The sequence below is a fragment of the Algoriphagus lacus genome (assembly GCF_003583985.1).
Taxonomy (GTDB): Bacteria; Bacteroidota; Bacteroidia; order Cytophagales; family Cyclobacteriaceae; genus Algoriphagus; species Algoriphagus lacus.
Map to the genome: position 1 here is coordinate 558,774 of NZ_QXML01000001.1, position 25,060 is coordinate 583,833.

General features: G+C 43.2%; 17 protein-coding genes. 11 read left to right on the plus strand and 6 right to left on the minus strand.

Features of this window, described 5'->3' with window-relative positions; translation table 11 throughout:
- Positions 1–71 precede the first annotated feature (71 nt).
- From D0X99_RS02300 to panC, 5 genes are all read right to left on the minus strand, one after another.
- The gene (locus D0X99_RS02300; protein WP_119476015.1) at positions 72–1,211 is read right to left on the minus strand and encodes an acyl-CoA dehydrogenase; all 1,140 of its coding nucleotides are present in this window, start codon (positions 1,209–1,211) and stop codon (positions 72–74) included.
- Positions 1,212–1,314: 103 nt separating this feature from the next.
- Positions 1,315–2,001 (minus strand): zinc metallopeptidase, encoded by a 687-nt coding sequence (locus D0X99_RS02305; protein WP_119476016.1) that lies wholly within the window; start codon positions 1,999–2,001, stop codon positions 1,315–1,317.
- 37 nt (positions 2,002–2,038) lie between these two features.
- Positions 2,039–3,043 (minus strand): lysylphosphatidylglycerol synthase transmembrane domain-containing protein, encoded by a 1,005-nt coding sequence (locus D0X99_RS02310; RefSeq protein WP_119476017.1) that lies wholly within the window; start codon positions 3,041–3,043, stop codon positions 2,039–2,041.
- The gene (gene panD / locus D0X99_RS02315) at positions 3,043–3,390 is read right to left on the minus strand and encodes an aspartate 1-decarboxylase (RefSeq protein WP_119476018.1); all 348 of its coding nucleotides are present in this window, start codon (positions 3,388–3,390) and stop codon (positions 3,043–3,045) included. Before panD ends, D0X99_RS02310 begins: the two co-directional genes overlap by 1 nt.
- A gap of 25 nt (positions 3,391–3,415) precedes the next feature.
- Positions 3,416–4,264 (minus strand): pantoate--beta-alanine ligase, encoded by an 849-nt coding sequence (panC, locus tag D0X99_RS02320; RefSeq protein WP_119476019.1) that lies wholly within the window; start codon positions 4,262–4,264, stop codon positions 3,416–3,418.
- A gap of 124 nt (positions 4,265–4,388) precedes the next feature.
- Between panC and D0X99_RS02325 the strand changes: the two genes are divergently transcribed.
- The 5 genes from D0X99_RS02325 to D0X99_RS02345 all read left to right on the plus strand — a co-directional run bounded on the left by D0X99_RS02325 (position 4,389) and on the right by D0X99_RS02345 (position 10,303).
- The gene (locus D0X99_RS02325) at positions 4,389–5,201 is read left to right on the plus strand and encodes a glycogen/starch synthase (RefSeq protein WP_119476020.1); all 813 of its coding nucleotides are present in this window, start codon (positions 4,389–4,391) and stop codon (positions 5,199–5,201) included.
- On the plus strand, positions 5,173–6,525 hold the full coding sequence (locus D0X99_RS02330; protein WP_158587667.1) for a DUF4270 family protein: 1,353 nt from the start codon (positions 5,173–5,175) through the stop codon (positions 6,523–6,525). The genes D0X99_RS02325 and D0X99_RS02330 overlap by 29 nt, the downstream gene beginning before the upstream one ends.
- 124 nt (positions 6,526–6,649) lie before the next feature.
- Positions 6,650–8,491, plus strand: a complete 1,842-nt coding sequence (glmS, locus tag D0X99_RS02335) for a glutamine--fructose-6-phosphate transaminase (isomerizing) (RefSeq protein WP_119476022.1) — start codon at positions 6,650–6,652, stop codon at positions 8,489–8,491.
- 129 nt (positions 8,492–8,620) lie between these two features.
- Complete coding sequence (gene prfA, locus D0X99_RS02340; RefSeq protein ID WP_119476023.1) at positions 8,621–9,694, plus strand: peptide chain release factor 1; 1,074 nt, start codon at positions 8,621–8,623, stop codon at positions 9,692–9,694.
- A gap of 84 nt (positions 9,695–9,778) precedes the next feature.
- A complete protein-coding gene (locus D0X99_RS02345; RefSeq protein WP_119476024.1) occupies positions 9,779–10,303 on the plus strand; it encodes a GNAT family N-acetyltransferase in 525 nt (174 codons plus the stop codon).
- A 93-nt stretch (positions 10,304–10,396) separates the two neighbouring features.
- Here D0X99_RS02345 and D0X99_RS02350 read toward each other — a convergent pair whose 3' ends face one another.
- Positions 10,397–13,210, minus strand: coding sequence for a YCF48-related protein (locus tag D0X99_RS02350; RefSeq protein ID WP_119476025.1), 2,814 nt, complete (start codon positions 13,208–13,210; stop codon positions 10,397–10,399).
- A gap of 148 nt (positions 13,211–13,358) precedes the next feature.
- On the opposite strand from D0X99_RS02350, the gene D0X99_RS02355 reads away from it, so the two are divergent.
- From D0X99_RS02355 to D0X99_RS02380, 6 genes are all read left to right on the plus strand, one after another.
- A complete protein-coding gene (locus D0X99_RS02355; protein ID WP_119476026.1) occupies positions 13,359–14,012 on the plus strand; it encodes a Tll0287-like domain-containing protein in 654 nt (217 codons plus the stop codon).
- Positions 14,013–14,319: 307 nt separating this feature from the next.
- Positions 14,320–17,445, plus strand: coding sequence for a SusC/RagA family TonB-linked outer membrane protein (locus D0X99_RS02360; protein ID WP_233553630.1), 3,126 nt, complete (start codon positions 14,320–14,322; stop codon positions 17,443–17,445).
- A gap of 12 nt (positions 17,446–17,457) precedes the next feature.
- Positions 17,458–19,314, plus strand: coding sequence for a RagB/SusD family nutrient uptake outer membrane protein (locus D0X99_RS02365; protein ID WP_119476028.1), 1,857 nt, complete (start codon positions 17,458–17,460; stop codon positions 19,312–19,314).
- 57 nt (positions 19,315–19,371) lie between these two features.
- Entirely contained in the window at positions 19,372–22,725 is a 3,354-nt protein-coding gene (locus D0X99_RS02370) for a VCBS repeat-containing protein (protein ID WP_119476029.1), read from the plus strand.
- Positions 22,726–22,770: 45 nt separating this feature from the next.
- Positions 22,771–23,727 carry a formylglycine-generating enzyme family protein gene (locus tag D0X99_RS02375; protein WP_119476030.1) on the plus strand — a complete coding sequence of 319 codons (957 nt, stop codon included), beginning with the start codon at positions 22,771–22,773 and terminating at the stop codon, positions 23,725–23,727.
- A gap of 18 nt (positions 23,728–23,745) precedes the next feature.
- Positions 23,746–25,059: a Gfo/Idh/MocA family protein gene (locus tag D0X99_RS02380; protein WP_119476031.1), complete on the plus strand. Its 1,314-nt coding sequence runs from the start codon at positions 23,746–23,748 to the stop codon at positions 25,057–25,059.
- Position 25,060: the final 1 nt, after the last annotated feature.

The following is a 25,060-nucleotide window of genomic DNA, read 5'->3' on the forward strand; positions in this document are numbered from 1 at the left end:
AATAGTTCTATTGAAAATAAAAAAAGGGTATAATTTTTTGCAATTATACCCTGTTAATCGAATTCGTTAACCTATTTGAGCAATGCTCTGGAAATTACGATTCGCTGAATTTCCGAAGTGCCTTCATAAATCTGGGTGATTTTGGCATCGCGCATGAGTCTTTCCACATGGTATTCTTTGACATATCCGTAGCCACCATGTACCTGAACCGCCTCCACAGTTACACCCATGGCCACCTCGGATGCGTACAGTTTTGCCATTGCAGAGGCGTGGGCATAATCCTCTCCCTGATCTTTTAGCCAGGCCGCTTTATAGACTAGAAGTCGCGCAGCTTCGATTTGAGTTGCCATGTCGGCAAGTTTAAACTGGATGGCCTGGTGTTGACTGATTGGCTTCCCAAAAGCTTTTCTCTCTTTGGAATAGGCTAAAGCTAATTCATAAGCACCTGAAGCAATTCCTAAGGCCTGAGCAGCAATTCCGATCCTTCCGCCATTCAGAGTTTCCATTGCATAGGTGAATCCAAATCCTTCTGCTCCGATTCGATTTTCCACAGGAACTTTTACATCTGTGAACATCAGGGAGTGGGTATCCGAACCTCTGATTCCCAGTTTATCCTCTTTTTTCCCGATGATAAAACCCTCCCATCCTTTTTCCACTATAAATACAGAGATTCCTTTGTGCCCTTTGCTCGCATCAGTCTGGGCGATTACCAGGTAAATACTAGCCGAAGAACCATTGGTAATCCAGTTTTTTGTGCCATTCAAGAGGTAATGGTCACCGTGAAGCTCCGCTGAGGTTTTTTGTGAGGTGGCATCCGATCCAGCTTCGGGTTCAGAAAGGCAAAAAGCCCCAAGTACTTCTCCGCTTGCCAATCGGGTCAGGTACTTTTGTTTTTGTTCTTCAGTTCCATATTTCTCCAATCCCCAGCAAACCAGGGAATTGTTGACTGACATGGATACTGAAGCAGAGGCATCGATTTTCGACAATTCTTCCATGGCAATCGCATAGGAAATGGTGTCCATTCCGCCTCCATTGTATTTGGGGTCCACCATCATCCCCATGAAACCTAACTCTCCCATCTTCTTGATTTGTTCGTAGGGAAACTTGGCTTCGGTATCCCGTTCAATCACACCGGGAAGCAATTCCGACTGAGCAAATTCTCTTGCTGCTTCCTGTACGGCCAAATGCTCTTCTGTCAATTGAAAATTCATAGAGGTAGTAAAATTTTTGGGTTTAAATTCTGCGAGAAAATATAGCCCAAAAAAAGAAAAGGGGCAAAAACTTGCCCCTTTCCGAATTTTATTTTGATCTGGATCAATCGCGATTGCCGAAGAACACAAAAATGTAATAGGCTAATGTCGCCAATGAAGCCAATGCCGCAACTACATAAGTCATTGCTGCCCAATGCAAGGCGTCTTTAGACATGTCATATTCCGGACGAGTAACAATGTTTCGGCTTTGAACCCAAGCCAATGCTCTGTTCGAAGCGTCAAATTCAACTGGTAAGGTCACCAGAGTGAACAAGGTCATTACTGAGTATGAGCCTACTACTATATATCCGATGACAGGGTAGGGAAGTCCAAGTGCAAATCCTCCAAACAATGAGGCGATCAATACCACATTTAGGATTTTACCTGAAATATTCTGTACAGGTACCATCGCTGAACGCATCTTTAGCCAAGTGTAAGCTGTTGCGTGCTGAACTGCGTGACCACATTCGTGAGCGGCTACCGCGGTAGCAGCTGCATTTCGACCGTAAAATACATCAGGGGAAAGATTCACGGTTTTGTTCATTGGGTTGTAATGGTCGGTCAGCTGACCTTCCACACAAACAACCTGTACATCATGGATATTATGGTCTGCCAGCATCAGTTTTGCGATCTCCGCACCGGAGAGGTTAGCTTGAAGAGCTGTTTGAGAATACTTTTTGAATTTGCTTTTCAATTTGCTGCTGACCACAAATCCAAGAATTGCAAATACGACGACGATTAGTATAATCATGTTTTATTAAATTGTTTAATTGGGTTTGAATACGAAGTTATTGTTTGTCAGGTTTAATCCAAGCAGGAATTCTCGTCATGATAACCCAACTGATCAATCCTGCAAGAAGGACCAAGATTACCTGGGTTCCGTGAATGATTGCTGCGAAAATTTTCCCGTCAGGTTCTGATACTCCAAACTGGATCAAAATGTAAGCCACCAATGCGTGAAAGGTACCAATTCCCCCCTGGACGGGCGCAACCATGCCAATACTTCCCATAACCATCACCAAAAGAACTTGTCCAGGTGTCAAGTTGGCAGTACTTTGGATCCCAAGGGACACGGTGTACATAGTCATAAAGTAAATGACCCAAATCAAAATTGAACTTGCCCAAAAGCCGAAAGGATTTTTAAGTGTGGAGATACTTTTTAATCCTGATACAAGTTGGCGTCCAAAATTCTGGAGTTTATTAACCAGGCCGTGATTCCGAAATTTTTTGAATAAATAATAAACAAAAATCAAAAACACGGCTAATCCTCCTATTAAAATGGGGAGGTTTCTCAGCAGCTTTTCACCTATACCATCCAGATCTACCAATTGAACTGCCAAGGAAAGGAAAAGTTGATTTTCGATCAGGAAAGCAAGGAATATGGTCCCAATAAGGAAAAGTAAATCAATACTTCGCTCCAAAATAACCGTACCGAGAAGGTGACCGATCGAGATTCCGTTTGTTCTGGAGAGCACACCGCATCTCGCTACCTCACCGGCTCTCGGCACCAATAAATTAGCCAGATATCCCACCATGACCGCGTGGTAGGCACGGTTTGCGGTTACTTTACTTCCTTCCTCTTCATTGATGAGCAAGGCCCATCTCCAACCTCTCAACCAAAATCCAAAAAGCGCTATGCCCAAAGAAAATAGAATCCAAAACCAGTTTGAAGATCTAAGCTGAGTCAGCAGACTTTCAATCTCAATGTCCTTGTATAAAAACCAAAAAATCCAGATCGCAATCACCAGTGAGGTTGCAACCTGGACTCCTTGTTTGATTCTTGGGTTGAGCATTAGATTAACTTATTTCTCTCGTCGGGAAAGATAAGAACCGGTTTGTATTTTTTTGCTTCCTCCAGTTCCATTCCCGCATATGAAATAATAATTACGATATCACCTACTGCTGCTTTTCTCGCAGCTGGGCCATTGAGGCATACCTGGCCACTGCCCCGTTCGCCTTTTATTACATACGTCTCGAGTCTTTCGCCATTGTTGACGTTAACTACTTGGACTTTCTCGTTTTCGATGAGTTGGGCAGCATCCATTAAGTCTTCGTCAATAGTAATTGATCCGACATAATGGAGTTCCGCTTGGGTAATTTTTACCCGGTGGATTTTAGACTTTAAAACTTGGATTTGCATTGGTTTAGTTTTTTCGGCCGCGAAATTAAGGAATTACGGGCATGTTGTCGATCAAACGGATTTCGCCAATAAAAGCTGCCACGCAGATCGAAGATTTTCCATTTGGGTCAAATTGGGAATAGGATTGAAAAGATTCGGGATGGATCAATTCGAAGTATTCGAGTTTGGCCAATGGTGTTTTTTGAAATGCGACTTCAATTTGATTCCTGATTTCCAACCAGTTTTTGCCAGTCAAAAGATCGGATTTTGCTTTTTCCAAACTTTGAAAAAGAATCAATGCTTGCTTTCTTTCCTCTGGTTTGAGTCGCATGTTTCTGGAGGACATGGCCAATCCGTCAGCTTCTCGTCGGGTGGGAACGATCTCCAAGGAAAGGTCGAAGGAAAGATCACGAACCAGTCGTTTGATGATACCTACTTGCTGCAGGTCTTTTTGGCCAAAAAAAGCAACATGAGGGCGAATCAGGTGAAAGAGTTTGGATACCACAATACCTACTCCGTTGAAATGGCCAGGCCGGAATTGTCCTTCAAGCACTCGTTCCAAATCACCAAAATCAAATTTAAGATGGGTTTCCGTCGGATATATGGCATCCACAGAAGGAAGAAAAACATAATCAACACCTGCTTTTGCTAGCTTTTCCAGATCAGCATCCACTGTTACAGGGTATTTCGCAAAATCTTCCGGATTGTTAAACTGAGTTGGATTTACAAAAATTGAAACAACCGTCACGTCAGTCTGTGAGATGGACTTTTTCACCAAATCCAAATGTCCTTCATGAAGCGCTCCCATGGTGGGCACAAATCCAATTTGATGGGTATTTTGGAGGTGTTTGAGCCAGAGGGGGTTCCATTCGGCTCCGGTTCGGATTACCTTCACGGGAGGGCAGTATTTCGGGTAAATTGCGGCAAAAGTATATTAATATCCAGAAATACAATGCTGATAGGCTTTTTTTATTTATCTTTGTGCCGTTGTTTATCACGATCATTAAAATCTCCTAAGCATGTCCAAACTACGTATCCTCTACGTTGCCAGTGAAATCAACCCTTTCTTACAAACTTCAGAAGTAGCCAATTTCTTACGATCTCTTCCCCAAGCTATGCAAGAGCGTGGTATGGAGATTCGAATATTGGTGCCGAGATTTGGACTGATCAACGAGCGAAAGAACCGATTGCATGAAGTAGTCAGACTCTCAGGAATCAATATCGCGGTAGGCGACGAGGAGAAGCCGCTTATTATTAAGGTGGCCTCAATTCCAAATGCAAAGCTTCAGGTTTACTTTATCGACAATGAGGATTATTTCCAGCGAAAGCATGTATTTCATGACAAGCAGCAGAAATTCTACGAAGACAATGATGAGCGCGCAATTTTCTTCTGCAAAGGGGTGATTGAAACTGTAAAGAAATTAGGATGGGCTCCAGATATCGTGCATTGCAACGATTGGATGACCTCGCTCATTCCGATGTACCTCAAAACGACTTACAAAAACGAGCCACTTTTTAAAGACACTAAAACCGTCTTTGCGATCTATAACAATGGATTTTCGCATACCTTTGGCGACGATTTGTTAAACAAGGTTAAGATGGTGGATATCGATGACACTATTTTGGCATCTTTGAAAAGCAAAGACTTTGCTGGCTTTATCAAGATCGGAATGGAATATGCCGACATGGTGGTAAAAGGCTCAGAAGTCTCTGCAGAACTAAACCAACTCATTGAGGATTTCTCAAAAGACAAAAATTTTGAAATCAGTATTGAAGAAGAGCAGCAAGCTCATGACGAGCTTTATGGCATTTATACCAGCCTTGCGGGCTAAACTGGCCTTTTTGGCCTTACTTTCTATTCCTTTTATCAGTTCATGCAGCGATCCGGCATCCGTCGGTCTCGAGTTAGCTCCTGGAAATAACCAAATTGGGGTTTTTTACAAAGAGTTTAATCTTGATGCCCAAGTGGTTTTGTTGGATTCATTTAACACAGTCAACTCCGGTGTTTTAGTAGTAGGCAATGAGACTGATCCCTTCTTTGGGAAAACCGAAGGTACAGGTTATAGTAGATTGTATATTGACGTAACAAAGGATCGACCCTTGTCTACAGCTATTCTGGACTCCATGTTTTTTAATCTAGACGTAGTTAGTGTTAATGGATCCAATCTGGATAAGCCGAAAAAGTATACCGTGCACAAGTTGTCCGAACCACTTCTGGATACGCTCTATTACAATTTTGATGAGCTTACCTATGAAGCGTCTCCGATTGCAGAGGTGTCGTTCACTTTCAAAGACATCAGAGACACCGTATTGAGACTCCCGGTCTCGGAAGTTTTTCGGGAGGAACTTTTTGGAAAACTTAAGAGGGGGAATGAATTTGACAATCTCTTTAATTTTAGAAGATATTTGCCCGGAGTTGCCGTAAAGGCGAAAGAAGGTGATGACGCAACAATTGGTGTATCGCTAGGTGGGAATACTGGTATTTCTGTGTTTTTCCATTACGAAGGGGATACCGTTTCCAAACGATATGACATCACGACTTTTTCCTCAAGGAGTTTCAACGGAATCAAGTCAGATCGATCAGGCACACCTACTCAAAACGTCACGGAATATGGAAAATCCTATGATGTTGGTTCTTTGGTAGGAATGAAATCAACTATGGCGATGGCTATGAAAATTGATACCAGTCCGATTGATGAGTTTCTGGACACGTTAACCGGGGTTACTTTCAATCAGATCAATTTTGTCATGGGCGAAATAGAGGCTCAGGATTCAACAAATACCCCGATTACAGGTATGGTGATGATTTTTGCAGATCAGCGTAATGAGCCTGTTACCAGTACAATCAACCAAGTACCGCTATATGTCCAAGGGGATGGGCAGCCTCAGGTAATCGAAGATAACAATGGGGATGAGGTGCCGAATAATACCTATGCCACTGCGGCGATTTTGAGATATGGTACTGAAGAAAATGAATACAGAGCCGGTATTACTTCCCATGTGAATGCGATTTACCGCGGCCAACTTCAGCGCCAAGATTGGTTACTATACGCGTCAACTCCACAGACTGGAGATGATTTCAAAAAATCACTTCGGCAATTTGTAGTAAATAAAAATAAAATCACTGTAAAAGTCCTCTATTCGAAATCAAGGTAAATTCAATCGATTTCGAAGAAGTCATACTAATCCACTTTTCGTTTTTAGAAAAGTGGATTATTTTTTTTGGCACGAAAGGTGTTTCTTTGTGGAAGTACTAACCAACTTTTAAGAATTTTTATTTATGTGTGGAATTGTAGCTTATGTGGGGCAGCAGGAAGCCTTGCCCATCATTCTTAAAGGCCTCAGAAGACTTGAATACCGAGGATATGACTCTGCTGGTGTAGCTCTTTTGGATAACAATGGCCTGAGTATTTACAAAAAGAAAGGAAAAGTCTCCGAACTGGAAAAGTACCTTGAATCCAACGGAGATCTAAAATCTAAAATTGGCATCGGCCATACCCGTTGGGCGACTCATGGTGAACCAAACGATGTAAATGCCCACCCGCATTACTCTGCCTCTGAGAAGTTTGCCATGATTCACAATGGAATCATCGAAAACTATGAGGTTCTGAAAAAAGATCTCCTCCAAAAAGGATACACCTTTCAAAGCGATACTGACACGGAGGTTTTTGTAAAGTTCATCGAAGACATCTATGTCCATAACCACTGTTCCTTGGAGGAAGCTCTTCGATTGGCCCTGCATAAGGTGGTTGGGGCTTATGCCATTGTGTTGATCAATATGGAAGAGCCAGACACGCTGATTGCAGCGAGAAAGGGTTCTCCGTTGGTTATTGGTGTTGGCGAAGATGAATATTTTTTGGCCTCAGATGCTACTCCAATCATTGAATACACTAACAAAGTGGTCTATCTGGATGACTATGAAATCGCAGTGATCCGCGATGGAAAACTAAATGTAAAAACCATTGAAAACGTAGAAACCAATCCATACATCAATCAGCTTGAAATGGAATTGGAGGCGATCGAAAAAGGTGGATACGAGCACTTCATGCTCAAAGAAATCTACGAACAGCCTAAATCCATTGCAGACTGTCTGAGAGGCCGATTGGATGCCAAATCCGGTCGATTGGTCCTTGGAGGATTGAGGGATTACATGAATAAATTCCAAAATGCAGAACGGATTATCATCACCGCTTGCGGGACTTCCTGGCATGCCGGTTTGGTTGCAGAATACCTGTTCGAAGAATTTGCACGAGTACCAGTTGAGGTGGAATACGCTTCTGAATTCCGATACCGAAATCCGGTTATCAATGAAAAAGACTTTGTGATTGCCATTTCCCAATCTGGAGAAACTGCCGATACTTTAGCAGCGATTGAACTGGCGAAGTCCAAAGGCGCCACAATCTTTGGAGTTTGTAATGTGGTCGGTTCGTCTATTCCCAGGGCTACTCATGCAGGGTCGTATACCCACGCAGGACCTGAAATTGGAGTAGCTTCCACCAAAGCATTTACTGCACAAATTTCCGTTTTGGCCATGATGGCGCTTAAGTTGGGCTATCAACGTGGCACTTTGCCAGAGAGCAAATACATCCAGTTGTTGCATGAATTGGCGGCAATTCCTGCCAAGGTCGAAAAGGCCCTCCTGACTAACGATCAGATCAAGTACATCGCCTCGGAATACAAAGACGTGAGAAATGCCTTGTATTTGGGAAGAGGATACAATTTCCCGGTAGCTTTGGAAGGAGCTTTGAAGCTCAAAGAAATCAGTTACATCCATGCAGAAGGCTATCCGGCAGCTGAAATGAAACACGGTCCTATTGCATTGATCGATGAAGAAATGCCGGTGATTTTCATTGCAACCCAGGATAGCAGTTATGAAAAGGTGGTCAGCAATATTCAGGAGGTAAAGGCCAGAAAAGGTAAAGTAATCGCTGTAGTAACGGAGGGCGATACCCAAGTAAAAGCTATGGCAGATCACGTGATTGAAATCCCTGAAACCCACGAGGCATTCACTCCCTTAGTGGCAGTAGTACCGTTGCAGTTGCTTTCTTATCACATAGCAGTCATGAGAGGCTGTAATGTGGATCAGCCAAGAAATTTGGCCAAGTCCGTGACAGTTGAATAACACTTAATTTGCGAATTAACCTAAGCCTGGAACAGTTTTCCGGGCTTTTGTTTTTTGTTTGGCGCATTGGTTTTGATTTTCTTCCACAGAAGATAAAATCTGTACTTTTGCGCAGCCAAGGAAAAACCCATGCTGGATAAATTACAAGCGCTTAAAGATCGTTTCGAAGAGGTAGGTCAACTCATAATTTTGCCGGATTCCATGTCCGACATGAGTAAATACACTAAGCTCACCAAGGAATACAAAGACTTGGAAAAAATCGTCGTGGCCTTTGATGAATACAAACTCGTATTGCAAAATATCGACAGCTCCAAGGAAATTTTGGACAAAGAAAAGGATCCAGAATTCAGGGAAATGGCTAAGGCGGAACTTGAAGATCTTAGAAGTCGAAAGGAGACCCTTGAGGAAGATTTGAAACAACTTCTTATTCCCAAAGACCCAAATGACTCTAAAGACTGCATTTTGGAAATCCGTGGAGGTACCGGTGGTGATGAGGCCGCGATTTTTGCTGGAGATCTATTTCGGATGTATGAGCGATTTTGCGAAATGCAGGGTTGGAAACTGACCGTATTGGACTTGACTTTTGGGTCAGCGGGAGGATATAAGGAAATCATCGCGACAGTATCCGGAGCAGATGTGTACGGAATGCTGAAATATGAATCTGGTGTTCATCGAGTACAGCGAGTTCCAGCCACTGAATCTCAGGGAAGGGTTCATACTTCCGCTGCTTCTGTGGCGGTTCTACCCGAAATGGATGAAGTTGAGGTGCATTTGGATATGAACGAAATCCGTAAAGATACCTATTGCTCATCTGGTCCAGGTGGTCAATCCGTTAATACCACTTATTCTGCTGTCCGATTGACTCACCTGCCTTCTGGTTTGGTTGTTACCTGTCAGGATGAAAAATCCCAGATCAAAAACTTTGAAAAGGCACTTAAAGTCTTAAGATCCAGACTCTATGAAATAGAGTTAGCAAAGCATAACGAAGCTGTAGGAGCCCAGCGAAAGTCGATGGTAGGAAGCGGGGATCGCTCTGATAAAATCCGAACCTACAATTACCCTCAATCCAGAGTAACCGACCATAGAATCAATAAAACGGTTTATAACTTACCGGATGTAATGGATGGACATATCGAAGAGTTCATTTCAGCACTGCGATTAGCTGAAAACCTGGAAAAAATGCAGGCTGGTGGGATTGAGTAAATGGAACAGGCTTTGCAGGATTGAATTAACAAGGTATATTGAAGTACATAAAAACCCTTAAGGAGAAATAACCCGAGTGCATGTATGATTATAGCAGGAGAAAGAGAAATTAGCCTGGTCACCTGGAACGAGTCGCATTTTCATCAACTCTATCCTCTTGCCAATAACCCGAAAATTGCCATGAATCTGAGGGATAGTTATCCTCAGCCGTATACTATTCATGATGCCCGACATTGGATTGAGCATAATCAAAAGTTTAACCCTGCTCAGAATTTTGCCATTGAATTTGAGGGGAAATTAGCCGGCTCAATTGGTGCTGAACGAGGAAAAGATGAACTCCGGACCAACATGGAAATGGGCTTTTGGGTGGGTGAACCATTTTGGGGAAAAGGGATTGCAACCGAGGCTGTGAAGCTTTATACCCAGTATATTTTTGAAAAATTTGACATCCAGAGGATTTTTGCTCAGGTCTATGATTTCAATGGAGAGTCAATGAATGTCTTGGAAAAAGCAGGGTTTATCCCTGAAGCGATTCTGAAAAAGGCATTCATTAAGCGTGGTACAGTCGGTGACATCTTTCAGTATGTGATCATCCGAGATGAGGAATAAATAAACTACCTACCAGGTTTTATACCTCTTATCATTAATTCTTTGATTTTTTCTGTAATCGAAACGGTCTTGAAGTATTTTCAAAAAGACCTTTTACCTGACCAATACTTTTTTCGATAAATTTCCATTTTTTCCTTGAAGCTGAATCAATACTAATCCTCTTGGAAGTCCGCTCAAGTTGATTTCGGTTTGGCCGGTGGAAATATCTTGGGATTGAATCAATTGCCCCATAGGATTGAAGACAATCAAATTTGTCCAGCTGTCCAATCCGGAAGAAGTAATGGTGACCTGACCCTGACTTGGATTTGGATAAATTTTCAGCTGGGTTACTGGGGCTGGTTCAAGTGCCGTGATCACATTCACATTTACAGATAGGACTCGCTTTGGCCCAAAGTTGCATTCATTTTGGGCTTCTACCGCCAGTTCAAAGTCTCCCTCTTTATCCCAAAGAACCACAATTCTTCCAGTGCCTTGCCCTGAAATAATTTTTCCTCCAGTTCCTGATATCGTCCATCGATAATCCAAACCGGCAATTCGCTCTATTTCATAAATCTGTTCGCCAAGTCCGACTTGGGGTTCGCCAGAAATTGGTGAGGGTTGACTAGGAGCAGACTTTACGATAACGGTCTTAATCACAGGATTGGTTTTTCCACATCGGTTTTCCTGAGAAACAGATACGAGTTGCTGACCGGATTGATTCCAGCGGATTTCAACTTGATGAGTGCCATGACCCTTGGTGATTTCCCCTCCAGTTGCAGTCCAGGTGTACGTTGTACCTTCTGAATTTGGGAGCGAATAGACATATGTACTTTCTCTGCAAGTGGATCCTTCTCCAATTATGGTTAGGTTGGAGGGAGGTGTGGAACCTACTGTAACTTCAAGCGAGGAAGTTTCTCCGCTGCCACAGAAATTGGATCTGCTTACCAAAACTGCATTTCTTCCTGGACTTGTCCACTCGACTTCAATCTTTGCGGTTCCTTGACCGGAGATGATTTCTCCCCCGTCGACTCTCCAGATTATTTCTGATCCGGGCAGTGGGGTTGCATTTACTGAATAAACGGTCGAGAGAATGCAAGATTGAGTATCTCCTGTGATCGCTCCCAGACTTCCCGCAGGAGGAATACAGGTATAGGAAAGAATAGTCCCATCCTCTCCCACAAAATAGGCTCTGGTGTCTGTACCGGCACTTACTCCGGTAAGATTCCTTACCGTACCGGTAGGAGAATTGACCCATGTTTCTCCACCATCTAAGGAAATTAGAGCTAATCCCTCATCTCCTGCGATAAATCCCACCTTTTCATTAAAAAAGTCTATGGAGTTGAGGTTTTTTGTTGTACCTGATGAGATTATTTTCCAGTTTTTTGCCTTGTCTTCAGTTTTGAGAATTATCCCTCCATCTCCAACGATTAATGCCCGCGTGGTATCCAATTTTGCAAGAGCGTTTAGATTCTCCTGAGTTACTTTTGGGATATTTTCCCAGATATTTCCTCCAAAACTCCAGCTTATTTGTCCTTTTTCACCTATGGCAAACCCAACCGCAAAATCGAAAAAAACAACGTCTTTGAGATTAGCAGAGGTGTTTGAAACCACAGTCTGGTCCCAAGTAACCCCTGAATCAAAAGATTTGGTTATGTATCCTTGAGAACCTGCCGCATAAAGTACGGAAGGTGCAAAAAGGTAAAATCCGGATATGGTTTTTCCTGAAGGGTTGAAAACTGGAACCCAAGTTGAACCTGAATTTCCTGTTCGGTAGATTTTGCCTTGCGCCGAACTGGTATATCCAAATCCTGTATTCCAAAAATCTATTGTTCTGATGTCAATTGGTTCAGGCAAAGGGCGATTGATCAGGGAAGTTGCGCTGTTACTTGTAACGAAAAGATTGCCGCTTTGGCCTGAAATAAATCCTGTCGTTTGGTTTTTAAAATCTACTGAGGAAAAATGATTTCTTATTCCTCCAAGACCCTGCGTCCAATTGGCACCCGCATTGGCGGAATTGAGTAAATAGCCATCTTGGCCTATGGCTACCTGCTGATTGGAATTTGGTTTGAAAGAAGTATTAGAGATTTTTCGGGTGGCACTAGCTCCCAAATTGACTTTTGAAAAAGTACTTCCCGAGTTGGTAGTTCTGATTATGTTTCCAAGATCACCGACTGCCACTACTATCCTCACATCCAATGGACTGAATGTGACTTTTCGCAATGTGGTGGTGGTTGTAGAATTCAGGTTGGTCCAAGTTTGACCTCCATCCACGGTTTTTTGAAAAAGTCCGTTTTCACCGACTAGATATCCGATCAAATCACTTGAAAAAGCAATGCCATACAAGTCATTGCTTACTGAAAGGTTTGAAAGAGTCCAGGTGGTCCCCATATCAAAAGACTTCAGATATTTCCCATCATCTGCTGCAATAAATGCCATGTTCTGATTTACAAATGTGATGTCGTTGAGTTGAACGGTTGTGCCACTGACCACTTTTTGCCAAGTGTTTCCAAAATCGTAGCTAATTCGGATCTCCCCATTTTTTCCCACGGCTACCACTTCAGAAACTGAAGTCTTGGAAATACTCAAGAGGTCATTGGTAGTTCCGGATTCCCTTTTTTGCCAGGATTTTCCTTTGTCATTAGTCAGGAATACCGCCCCTTTTTCTCCGATCGCCACACCTTTTTCGGCACCAAAAAAAACAACATCGTAAAAACGGGTGTCAAATTTTTGTAAAACCTCTTCCCAAGTGGTCCCTCCGTTACTGGTTCGGATGATTAATTTTTCTCCGACAATAATTCCTTCCTGATCATTAATCCAATGGATCGATTCAAAATCCAATCCCCAGCTTTGCATTCTGGTCCAGGTTTGAGACCATCCGCTGTAGGAAAAGAATAAAAGAAAAAATACAATAGCGGAAAGTCTATTCATTTGACTCTATAATAAATTCTTTTCAAGATGGTCATTTTGGTTAATCAGTTTGCACTGATTGTAAATCATCCGACAGATCAAGATAACTAATGGATTTACCTCATAATCCCAAATAGCTTGATAAATTTAAGGGTTAAACTATTCAATTATGAAAAAGGTAGTCATTTCTGTCCTTGCTTCTGGCTTATTTTTAGCCTGTGGTCCTCAGGAAAGGGTTTCCAAGGAAACCATTGAGGAGGTAAATGAAAACATGGAGATCAAAAAGTTGACTGAAGTGGAAATTTTGGATGAAGCAATGATCTGGGGAGATTCCATCACTTCAGAGGCCCAAAAACAATTGATTACGAATCTTCAAAAAGCGATAGAGGACAAAGGTGTTCCTGGAGCAATTGAATTTTGTAATGTTCAGGCATTACCCATTCTCTCAGACCTAAGTCAAAAGTATAAGGTAGAAATCAGAAGGACATCCAACAGATACCGAAATCCGGCTGACCAGCCGACCGAAGAGGAAAAACCGCTTTTGGAGGCTTACGAATATAATGCAGAAGCGGGAGTAAAGAGCGATCCAAATATCCAAAAGTTCGAAGGTGGAGAGGTTTTTCTTTATACCAAACCCATCGTAATTCCTAATGGAATGTGCCTAAGTTGTCATGGCGAGCCTGGCAAAGAAATCAATAAAGAAACACTTGAAAAGCTCACCAAACTCTATCCCAATGATCGAGCAACTGGTCACAAAGTCGGAGACTTAAGAGGCATGTGGTCGGTAAGAATTCCTAAAAAAGAGGTGGTCAAACGGCTCTGATTTTTATTAAATCTCTTTATGGATGAAATAAAATTTAAATATGATTTTTTTTAGAAATGATTTAACAAAATTTAAGATTCTAGAACTTTTTGTAGAAAAAATAGTTCCATTCTTTTAAAACATTCTTTAAAGCGAGCATTTTTTTACGAATTCGTTTTTAGAAACAGCAAAAAACAGTCAGTTTTTGATATTATACAGTTAGTGATTTGGGTCAAAAAAGGCAGAGATTGAGGTTTAGTTTTCATTTAACCCAAAACTGCCTATGAAAATCTTTACCCATGTTAGGCTCTTTAGTCTAACATTTTTGATGTGCCTACTTTATTTGGGCACTGCATCGGCCCAGACCCGGGAGGTGTCTGGCGTAGTAATATCAGGCGAGGATAACTTCCCTCTACCAGGGGTTTCTATCCTAGTGAAAGGTACCACCACCGGTACAGTGACTGATGTGGACGGAAAGTTCAGAATCAATGTCGCCTCAGACCAATCAGTTTTGGTTTTCTCTTTTATTGGTTTTTCCTCCCAAGAAGTAGTTGTAGGTGCTCAAAGCACACTCAACATTACACTAAGCCCTGATACGAAAGCACTTGAAGAAATTGTGGTCGTGGGATATGGTGAACAAAAGAAAGAGACAATAACTGGTTCAGTAGCGACTGTAAAAGGCGGTGAACTTGCCAAGTCCCCGGCGATGAACCTTTCCAACTCTATTGCTGGCCGTATGCCTGGTGTGGTTGCTGTTAACCGAAGCGGCGAGCCAGGATACGACGGATCAAGTATTCGTATCCGTGGATCCAATACATTGGGTAATAACGATGCCCTGATCGTAATCGATGGGATTCCTGCACGAGCAGGCGGTATAGATCGCTTGAATCCAAATGACATTGAGAGTATTTCAGTTTTGAAAGATGCTTCTGCTGCGATTTATGGTTCACGAGCTGCAAACGGGGTTATTCTTGTTACGACCAAGCGAGGAATCAGTGGCAAGCCTGAGTTAACCTTTCAGGTAAATCAAGGTTGGGCTCAACCAACGGTAATACCCGACTTGGCAGATGCGGCCCAATATGCAGGAATGCTAAATGATCTGGATATTTATGCTCTACCTGTAAGCGAGTGGGATGCTGCGAATCAAGCATACAAAACTACCGGCACTTACACTAGACCAAACGGGGTGGTGAGAAAAGCTCCTTACCTGCCTAACGAATTGGAACTTTACAGAAATGGTTCTGATCCTTGGAATTATCCCAATACCGATTGGTACAAGGAGACCTTGAAGGAATGGTCACCACAGTCCAGAATCAATGCCCAACTCGTTGGCGGTAATGACAATGTAAAGTACATGACGTCCATTGGCTACCAGGATCAGGAGGGATACTATAAGCAATCTGCTACAGGATTTAAGCAGTATGATATTCGAATGAACCTGGATGCAAACGTAAATAAATACGTTAAAGTAGGATTGGGAATCTTGGGCCGGGAAGAGCAGCGCTATTTCCCTACCCGCAGTGCAGGTTCTATTTTCAGAATGCAGATGAGAGGTAAACCTAATCAACCTGCCTTCTGGCCAAATGGTCTTCCTGGACCTGACATTGAAAACGGAGAAAATCCAGTAGTCATCACTACAAACGCAACCGGATATGATCGGGATACCCGAGATTATTTCCAATCCAATGGTACACTGGAAATCAAAATCCCAGGAGTGGAAGGATTGAAGTTAACGGGAACTGCAGCAGTGGATAAAACAATGCAGTTCAATAAGCGTTGGGAAACCCCTTGGACGCTTTACCAAAAAGGAACCGGATTCGAAGCGGATGGAGTGACTCCTAAATTGGTTGCAACTGTAAGAGGGCCTGCAGACCCAAGATTGACAGAATCCAACAGCAATACTCTGAATATCCTATTGGGTGCCGTAGCCTCTTATGATAAGGTAATTGCCAATGATCACACCATTAACATTTTAGCTGGTTTTAATAAGGAAACAGTAAAAGGGAACAATTTCAACGCATTCAGAAGATACTTCATTTCTACAGCGATTGATCAAATGTTTGCTGGGGGAGACTTGGAAAAAAACAACGGCGGTGGAGGATTTGAAAGAGCCCGTTTGAATTACTTCGGTCGTGCTTCTTACAACTACAAGGAAAAATACCTGGCAGAATTCCTTTGGAGATATGACGGTTCCTACATATTCCCAGAGAATACCCGATACGGTTTCTTCCCTGGAGTAATGTTGGGATGGGTTGTTTCTGACGAAAACTTCTGGAAGAATTCAATCGGTAAAACCATGGACTTCTTCAAAATCAGAGGCTCATGGGGTCAATTGGGTAATGACCAGATCTTCTTTGGTGGGGTATTGCAGGAATATCAATTTCTCTCTACCTACGGATTTAACTCCTACATTATCAATGGTACAGAAGTCAAAACTCTAATAGAAAACAGAGTTCCAAACACCAGAATCACTTGGGAAGTGGCCAACAACTCCAACCTTGGATTTGAAGGTCAGTTTATGGATGGAAAAATTTTCTTCGAGTTTGATGTCTTCTACAACAAGCGAACAAACATCCTTTGGCAGAAAAACGCTTCGGTTCCTCAAAGCACCGGCTTGGTTCTTCCAGCTGAGAACATTGGAGAAGTTGAAAACAAGGGATATGACTTCAATGTAGGTTACCGTGGAAATATTGGTGACATGACCTTCTCAGTAGGTGTGAATGGTGGATATGCCAAAAACAAAATCCTATTCTGGGACGAAGCTCCAGGAGCTCCAGAGTGGCAGCGTTCTACAGGAAAGCCTATGAACACCTTTCTGGTTTACCAGTACGATGGCGTTTTTGCCACACAGGAGGACATCAATTCCTCTCCGTTGGATTACAAGGCGATTACCAACAACCTTCGCCCTGGTGATATGAAATACAGGGACATAAACGGTGATGGAAAAATCAATCCTGATGACCGAATCAGAATGGACAACAACGACATCCCAACCTTCCAAGGTGGTATGACTTTGAATATGGCGTTCAAGAACTTTGATTTGGCCGTCCTTTTCCAAGGAGCTGCTGGTGCGAGACAGTATGTCTCCGCTGGTGAATCCGGAAACATTGGTAACTTCTTGTTGGAAATTCATGATAACAGATGGACGATCGATAATCCAAGCACTGTCCATCCAAGAATTGCAAACCGGAATGACCAATACTATTCCGGTGGAAATACCTATTGGTTTAGAAGCACTGATTATATCCGTTTGAAAAACCTGGAATTAGGATATAATCTACCTTCTCATATTTCTGAGAAAGCGGGTGTAAGAAACCTTAGGATTTATGTAAACGGACTTAACCTGTTGACTTGGGATAAATTGGATGTTTATGATCCCGAGACAGTTAGTGCCACCGGGCAGTACTACCCACAGGCTAGAATCATCAGCACTGGTCTAAATGTCACTTTCTAACATTTGTCACTTATGAAAAGATTTAATAAGATCATCGCCATACTTCTTGCAACTGGCTTCTCCTTCACTGCATGTAATGATGACTTTTTGAACACCAAGCCATTGGGTCAGGTGTCAGAAGCATCAGTTTGGACAGATATAGCACTTGCGGAAGCATATGTGATTGGTATTTATCAAGGCTTGGGAAATGGTGGATTTGATGAGCAGATGCTCGCATCTCTTACCGATGAGGCAATTTTCACCCACCCCGGCCGCGGAATCACCACAATCACTGAGGCACGCTCCAATCCGGCTGATATCGGGTGGGTAAACAATACCCTGGCATGGCAAAACATGTATACACGAATCCGTGCTACTAACTTGGCCATTGAAAAACTAACAGATGCTAAATTTCCTGTGACCGGTGCTACTACGGACCGATTGGTTGGTGAGGCAAAGTTTATGAGAGCTTATTACTACCACCAATTGCTCAGATATTACGGTGGATTCCCGATCATTGACTTTGCCTATACCCTGGATTCTGAAACATTCTTGGCTCCAAGGAACACCTTTGAGGAATGTGTCAACTTCATCGTAAAAGACTTGGATGATGCAGCAGCATTATTGACCGGGAAATCTAAAATTCCTGGAAGAGCCTCACAGGTAGCTGCCTTAGCGTTAAAGTCGAGAGTTTTGCTTTATGCAGCGAGTGATTTGCATGATGGGCCTACTGCAAAAGCGAAATCTGCGGATTTGGCTGGGTTTGCTAAATTGGAACTGTTGGCGTATCAGTCAGGTAACAGAACCGAAAGATGGCAAAAAGCTCAGGCTGCTGCCAAGGCGGTTTTGGATGCTACCACCGGTAATAAAATGGGCCTTTCTGCCCCTGTGCCTCACTCAGAAGGCGTCCAGAATTACATCAACAACTCCATGGCCAGAAGCGGCGGTGAAGCTGAAATTATTCTTGGTAGATATTTCATCAACCTAAAAGCGGAGAACGGTGGTCGTCAAGGCTTGTTCAATGGACCTAATGGCTACAATAACTGGGCAGGAAACACCCCAGTTCAGCTTTTGGTAGATGATTACGAGATGATGGATGGAACCAAGTTCTCTTGGAATAATCCTGATCAAGCTGCAGCCCCCTATAAAAATCGAGATGCAAGATTTTATGCCTCTGTTCTTTATGATGGAGCTCAGTGGAAGCCTAGATCCTCTGCAAATCAATCCCGTGATCCCCTAGGTCAGATTCAGACCGGAAGATATGAGGTGACCAATTCCTCTGGCGCCAAAGTGACCCACTTTGGTTTGGATACTCGTAATAGCCCAATTGAAGACTGGAATGGTAGCTACACTGGATATTATTTCCGCAAATTCATTGATGCAAACCCTGCTATCGTAGATCAGAACACCTGGCAGCAAGTTCCTTGGCCGGTATTGAGATATACCGAAGCTGTCCTGAACTATGTGGAAGCTTCCATCGAATTGGGTCAGGAAGAGGAGGCCAGAAAATGGCTCAATCAGATCAGATTCAGAGTGGGTCAGCCGGCTGTGACTGAGACAGGTGACGCCTTGAGACAACGCTATAGAAATGAGCGCAGAATCGAAATGGCTTATGAAGAGCAGCGCTATCACGATGCGCGTCGATGGATGATTGCACCACAGGCATTTGCCAGACAGGCCAATGGTATCAGCATTACTGGTACTTTGAAGCCCGGAAAGACAATGACTACGTATAAGTATGATCCGGAAACTTACAATTATGTCTATAAGGTCATTGAAATGGATCCTGGTAAGGAAAACCGTAAGTGGTTGGACAAAATGTACTATCTGCCAATCCATCGCGATGAAATGAACCGAAACAAGGAATTGGTTCAGAATCCTGGATACTAAAAATCCTGATTAACTTGTCTGAGCTATCCCAATTGGGGTAGCTCAGATTTTATTATTATGAAAAAGTTGCGATTACCATTAGGCCTTTTACTTTGTTCTCTGGTTATTTTTTCATGTAACAAAGCGAATCCTCCAAGCACCCCAGAACTCTCCAAGCCATCAGATCCCCTATTTCGATTGCTGGATGCAGGATCAACTGGGATTACTTTTACCAATCCGATTGAGGAAAATCTGAACCTGAATGTCCTGATGTATGAATACCTCTACAATGGTGGAGGGGTGGCTGTAGGGGACCTCAACCAAGATGGTTTGGATGATATTTACTTTTCCGCGAACATTGGATCCAACCAACTCTACCTCAATCAAGGTAATCTAAAATTCAAAGATATTACCCAGGCATCTGGAGCATCTGGCCGTCCTGGACCCTGGAAAACAGGCGTAGTCCTCGTAGATATCAACGGGGATAAAAAGCTAGACATTTACCTTTGCCACTCCGGTGCTTTGATGCCGGAAAAGCGTAAAAATGAGCTATTTGTAAATCAAGGCAATGACGCTGCCGGAATTCCGCAGTTTAAAGAAATGGCTGAGGATTATGGGATTGCCTCTGAATCTACCACAACTTCAGCAGCATTTTTTGATTATGACCTAGATGGAGATTTGGATTTGTTTCTTTTAAACCACAACACCAAATCCATCCAAAACCACGATGCATCTGTCACTAAAAAATTGCTTGCAGAAAAGCACGAAGCGGGATCTCAACTTTTCGAAAACAGAAATGGAAAGTTTCTTGAAGTCACCGAAAAAGCCGGAATTTCCAGCTCAAGTCTCTCCTATGGACTCGGAGTTTCTGTCGCAGACGTGAATGCAGACGGTTGGCCGGATATCTACATCGGAAACGATTATTCGATGCCTGATTACCTCTATATCAACCAAAAAAATGGCAAGTTTCGAGACGAAATCCAGTCCCGGTTAGATAATGTCTCCCATTTTTCCATGGGTAATGATATCGCTGATATCAACAACGATGGACTCCTGGATATTTTCACCCTGGATATGCTTCCGGAAGACAATAAGCGCCAAAAGTTGCTCCTTTCGCCTGACAATTTTGAAATGTTTCAACTAAATCTGGACCGTGGATTTTACTATCAGTACATGCGTAATATGCTTCACGTCAATGCAGGTGACGGTACGTTTCAGGAAGTGGGTCAACTCTCCGGAATTTCCAATACCGACTGGAGTTGGTCAGCGCTTTTTTCGGATTTGGACCTTGATGGGTGGAAAGATCTCTATGTCACCAATGGCTACCTCCGGGATTACAACAATCAGGATTTTCTGAAATACATGGACAATTATGTCCGTACAGCAGGAGGGCAATTGAAACGCGAGGATCTCCTTAACCTCGTCAAATCGATGACTTCCTCCAATTTGAAAAATTACACCTTCCAGAATCAAGGGGACCTGACTTTTGAAAATGTCAGTACCTCTTGGGGTATCGCTGAAAACGGAAACAGTAACGGGGCTGCCTACTCGGATTTGGACAATGACGGAGACTTGGATTTGGTGGTCAATAACATCAACTCCCCTGCTTTTGTGTATGAAAATCTCGCGATGCAAAAGCAAAAGGGGAATTATTTGAAAATCCAATTGGAAGGTGAGGGTCAAAATACCTTAGGACAGGGAGCTTTGGTAAAAGTATTTTTAGAAGGTAAAATTCAGGTTCAGGAGCAGAATCTCTACCGGGGATTTCAGTCTTCGGTTTCACCAAGCTTGGTTTTTGGTTTGGGAAAAAGTTCAAAAGCGGATTCTGTTCATGTGATTTGGCCAGGAGGAAAACTATCAAAGTTGAGCGGAATAAAGGCAAATGAATCTGTTACAATTCCTCAGGTCGAGGCGGGGAAAATTTCCGGTCAGAAAATTGAAAAAGCTCAGGCCCTTCTAGTCAAAGCAGAAAAAATTACACTTCCCAAATCCCAAGAGGTAAATGACTTTAAGCGTCAGCCCTTATTGAGTTTTTCTGTTTCCGGAAATGGCAAAGCGCTGGTTGCGGAGGATTTTAATGGAGACGGGAAGTCAGATTTGTTTGTAGGTGGAGGTGCCGGAATCAGCGGAAGACTATTCTTTGGTCAAGGCAGCGGGCAATTTGGAAGACCTGACTCCACCGCTTTTGCTTCCGCGGCATTGGCAGAAGACTCCGACGCGTTGGCCATTGATGCCAATGGAGATGGATTTTTGGATCTTTTGGTGGGAAGTGGTGGCGTCCATCAGTTTAGCATTGGTGACGAACAGTTGCAAGATCGGCTATACCTAAATGACGGCAAGGGCAAATTCACCTTTTCCCCAAATTCACTTCCCAAGGAGGCTTTTCCAACTGGTTCGCTTTTGACACATGATTTCAGCGGAGATGGGATTTCTGACATTTTTGTCGGAGGCAGGATAATTCCAGGACAATATCCAACCTCTCCTGGAGGTCGAATTTGGATCGGTGATGGAAAGGGGAGTTTCACTGATCAAACCGCAGATTTGGCTCCAGACTTCAAAAATCTGGGAATGATCACCGATTCAGGTTTGGCTGATTTGAATGGCGATGGCCAAGCCGAATTGATTTTGGTTGGGGATGCCATGTCAGTCACTGTTTTTGCCAAATCAGGACAAAGCTGGCAAAATGTGACAGCCCAATATTTTGAAATGCCACAGGTAGGATTTTGGTCTGATTTGTTGGTTGGGGATTGGGACAAGGACGGCAAACCTGAGCTATTTATTGGCAATCATGGAAATAACTCTCAACTCCGCGCTTCGGATAAGGAGCCTATGGAATTGCTTTATAAGGATTTTGATTCCAATGGTTCGGTTGATGCAATTTTGAGTTATTACATCCAAGGTGAAAAATACCCTTCTCCAAGTCGGGATGAAGTTTTGGGGCAGGTTCTGTTTCTGAAGAAAAGATATCTGGATTTCAAAAGCTTTTCGGAGGTGAAAATGGACGAGCTCTTTACTCCGGATGAACGCAAGGATGCCCGATCAATTTTTATCAACAGATTGGAAACAAGCTATTTTGTGCTTGATCAAAGCGGGAAATTCCAAGCCAAACCTCTTCCTCTTTCGGCTCAATATTCCCCTGTTTTTGCCGCATCCACGGATGATTTGAATGGTGATGGAAATCCCGATTTGGTGTTCGGGGGCAATCTGTATGACACCAAACTGAAATTTGGTAGATATGATGCCAATCATGGCTCCGTTTTTTTAGGAGATGGGAAGGGAGGATTTCAATCAGTTTCTCCAACTCAATCCGGTGTTTCTCAGAAAGGTGAGCTCCGAAAAATTGTAGGGGTTGCCGAGTATTTGCTTTTTTATACAAAAGACGATGGAATCCACCTCTTTAAGCGCCATTTATCAAAAGAATCAAGTCAATAGCGCCAGAAAATCTTAATTTAAATTACTGTAGTACCCAGACATACTATGAAAAAATACTTTGCGGCATCAGGTTTAGTACTCATGAGTTTTCAATTGAATGAAAACAGTGTGTTTGAAGCCTACACCCAAAAAATACCCGGAACTGAAGTCACTTTTGACATGACTCCTATTCAGGGGGGTACTTTCCTTATGGGATCGAACGACCCAAAATTCCCTGACCAAAATCCAGCCCATGAAGTAGAAATTGATGCATTTTGGATGGGTATCCATGAAGTGACTTGGGATGCTTTTGAGTTGTTTTTGGACAAGCATTACGAGGAGTCGATGACGGAGGGAGGAGTTGAAGAGCGGGTAGATGGATTGACGCGACCCAGTTTGCCTTATTTGGATATGACTTTTGGGATGGGAAAAGAAGGAAAACCTGCCGTCGGGATGACCCAGTACGGAGCACTTCAATATTGCCATTGGCTGTATCTCAAAACGGGGATTTTTTATAGGATTCCTACTGAAGCCGAGTGGGAATATGCAGTTCGTGCGGGTTCAAAAGGAAGATTTTTCTTCGGTGAAGACCCTTCCAAACTGAATGAATTTGCATGGACTGAATCCAACAGTCAAGGATCAACACAGCCGGTTGGAAAGAAAAAACCGAACCCATGGGGACTATATGACATCTACGGAAACGTGCAGGAATGGACCATTGACTTGTATGAGGCCGATTTTTACAGCAGGTCAGGCAAGGACAATCCTTTCAATCCGGCAGACAAACTTTATCCGCATGTTGTAAGAGGAGGTAGCTTCAAAACTCCGGAAGATCAAATTGGATCAGCCATCCGAAAAACATCCGATCCGGCATGGAAGCGCATAGATCCGCAGATTCCCAAAAGTCAATGGTGGTTTCCTGAGGCCCCTTTTATCGGACTGAGGATCGTGAGACCATTGAATCCTCCTTCGCCGGAGGAAATACAGGCTTATTACAACCAAGCTCCTATTGCTGATTATTAACCCTAACTAACCATATCTATGAAAGAATTGAATTCGAGAAGGGATTTTCTCAAAACCTCCGCCCTAGTGACGGGAGGCATGTTGGCACCTTCCTTTTTGGTGCCCGGAGCCTATGCTGCTCCTGCAAATGAACTGAAACTAGCTGTGATTGGCTGCGGCGGTCGGGGCACCGGTGCGGTTTTCCAAGCTTTTGAAACAGGCCATCCGATCAAATTGGTCGCAATGGCAGATGCATTCCAAGATCGTTTGGACAACAGTTATAAAGCGATTTTTGATAAATATGGTAAAGACAAAGTCGATGTTCCGGTAGAAAAAAGATTTGTCGGGTTTGACGGATACAAAAAAGCCATGGCTGAGGCCGATGTGGTCATTCTGGCAGCACCTCCGGGTTTCCGTCCTTCCCATTTTGAGGAAGCAGTGAACCAAGGCAAGCAAATATTTGCAGAGAAGCCGATGGCAACTGATGCTGCAGGTATCCGAAAAGTATTAGCAGCAGCTGAAGTGGCCAAAGCAAAAAAACTGAATGTGGTAGTAGGCCTTCAGCGTCACTATCAGAATAATTACCGAGAAGTAATGAAGCGAATCCACAATGGGGATTTGGGTGAAATCGTTGGTGGCCAGGTATACTGGAATGACGGCGGGGTTTGGGTGCGAGAGCGTAAGCCTGAGCAAACAGAAATGGAATACCAGATGAGAAACTGGTACTATTTTAACTGGTTGTGCGGTGACCATATCGTGGAGCAGCACGTGCACAACATTGATATTGCCAACTGGGCGAAAAATTCCTACCCAATCAAAGCTGAAGGTACCGGAGGTAGGGCAGTACGTACTGGAAAGGATCACGGAGAAATCTTTGACCACCATGTCCTAACCTTCACCTATGCGGATGGTTCAGTCATTCACTCTGAATGCCGCCATTTCCCAGGCGCAGCCAATCGTGTGGATGAAACCTTCCAAGGAACTAAAGGAAAGGTGTTTTTGAGTGCAGGAAATCATGGGGTAATGACCGATTGGAAAGGAAATCCGATCTACACCCACAATAGAGACAATCAGCCAAATCCTTATCAAGTTGAGCACGATGAACTTTGGGCCACACTAGTCAAAGGGGAATACAAATTTGCTGATGCCGAAAATGCGGCAAAATCAACAATGACTGCAATTATGGGGCGATATGCCACGTACTCTGGAAAGGTTTTGACTTGGGATGAAGCCTTGAATGGAAGTGTGGATTTGTTCCCTGATACCTTGGCATGGGATGCAATGCCTAAGATTCTTCCAGGAGCAGATGGATATTACCCGTATGCGATTCCAGGTAAAACCAAAGTAATCTAAG

Coding starts and splice junctions, on each gene's coding strand:
- D0X99_RS02355 (WP_119476026.1), top strand. CDS start 13,359: ATGAAAAAGGTAGTCATTTCTGTCCTTGCTTCTGGCTTATTTTTAGCC.
- D0X99_RS02380 (WP_119476031.1), top strand. CDS start 23,746: ATGAAAGAATTGAATTCGAGAAGGGATTTTCTCAAAACCTCCGCCCTA.
- D0X99_RS02325 (WP_119476020.1), top strand. CDS start 4,389: ATGTCCAAACTACGTATCCTCTACGTTGCCAGTGAAATCAACCCTTTC.
- D0X99_RS02370 (WP_119476029.1), top strand. CDS start 19,372: ATGAAAAAGTTGCGATTACCATTAGGCCTTTTACTTTGTTCTCTGGTT.
- D0X99_RS02365 (WP_119476028.1), top strand. CDS start 17,458: ATGAAAAGATTTAATAAGATCATCGCCATACTTCTTGCAACTGGCTTC.
- D0X99_RS02360 (WP_233553630.1), top strand. CDS start 14,320: ATGTGCCTACTTTATTTGGGCACTGCATCGGCCCAGACCCGGGAGGTG.
- D0X99_RS02300 (WP_119476015.1), bottom strand. CDS start 1,211: ATGAATTTTCAATTGACAGAAGAGCATTTGGCCGTACAGGAAGCAGCA.
- D0X99_RS02345 (WP_119476024.1), top strand. CDS start 9,779: ATGATTATAGCAGGAGAAAGAGAAATTAGCCTGGTCACCTGGAACGAG.
- D0X99_RS02375 (WP_119476030.1), top strand. CDS start 22,771: ATGAAAAAATACTTTGCGGCATCAGGTTTAGTACTCATGAGTTTTCAA.
- glmS (WP_119476022.1), top strand. CDS start 6,650: ATGTGTGGAATTGTAGCTTATGTGGGGCAGCAGGAAGCCTTGCCCATC.
- panD (WP_119476018.1), bottom strand. CDS start 3,390: ATGCAAATCCAAGTTTTAAAGTCTAAAATCCACCGGGTAAAAATTACC.
- D0X99_RS02330 (WP_158587667.1), top strand. CDS start 5,173: ATGGCATTTATACCAGCCTTGCGGGCTAAACTGGCCTTTTTGGCCTTA.
- D0X99_RS02310 (WP_119476017.1), bottom strand. CDS start 3,043: ATGCTCAACCCAAGAATCAAACAAGGAGTCCAGGTTGCAACCTCACTG.
- D0X99_RS02305 (WP_119476016.1), bottom strand. CDS start 2,001: ATGATTATACTAATCGTCGTCGTATTTGCAATTCTTGGATTTGTGGTC.
- prfA (WP_119476023.1), top strand. CDS start 8,621: ATGCTGGATAAATTACAAGCGCTTAAAGATCGTTTCGAAGAGGTAGGT.
- D0X99_RS02350 (WP_119476025.1), bottom strand. CDS start 13,210: ATGAATAGACTTTCCGCTATTGTATTTTTTCTTTTATTCTTTTCCTAC.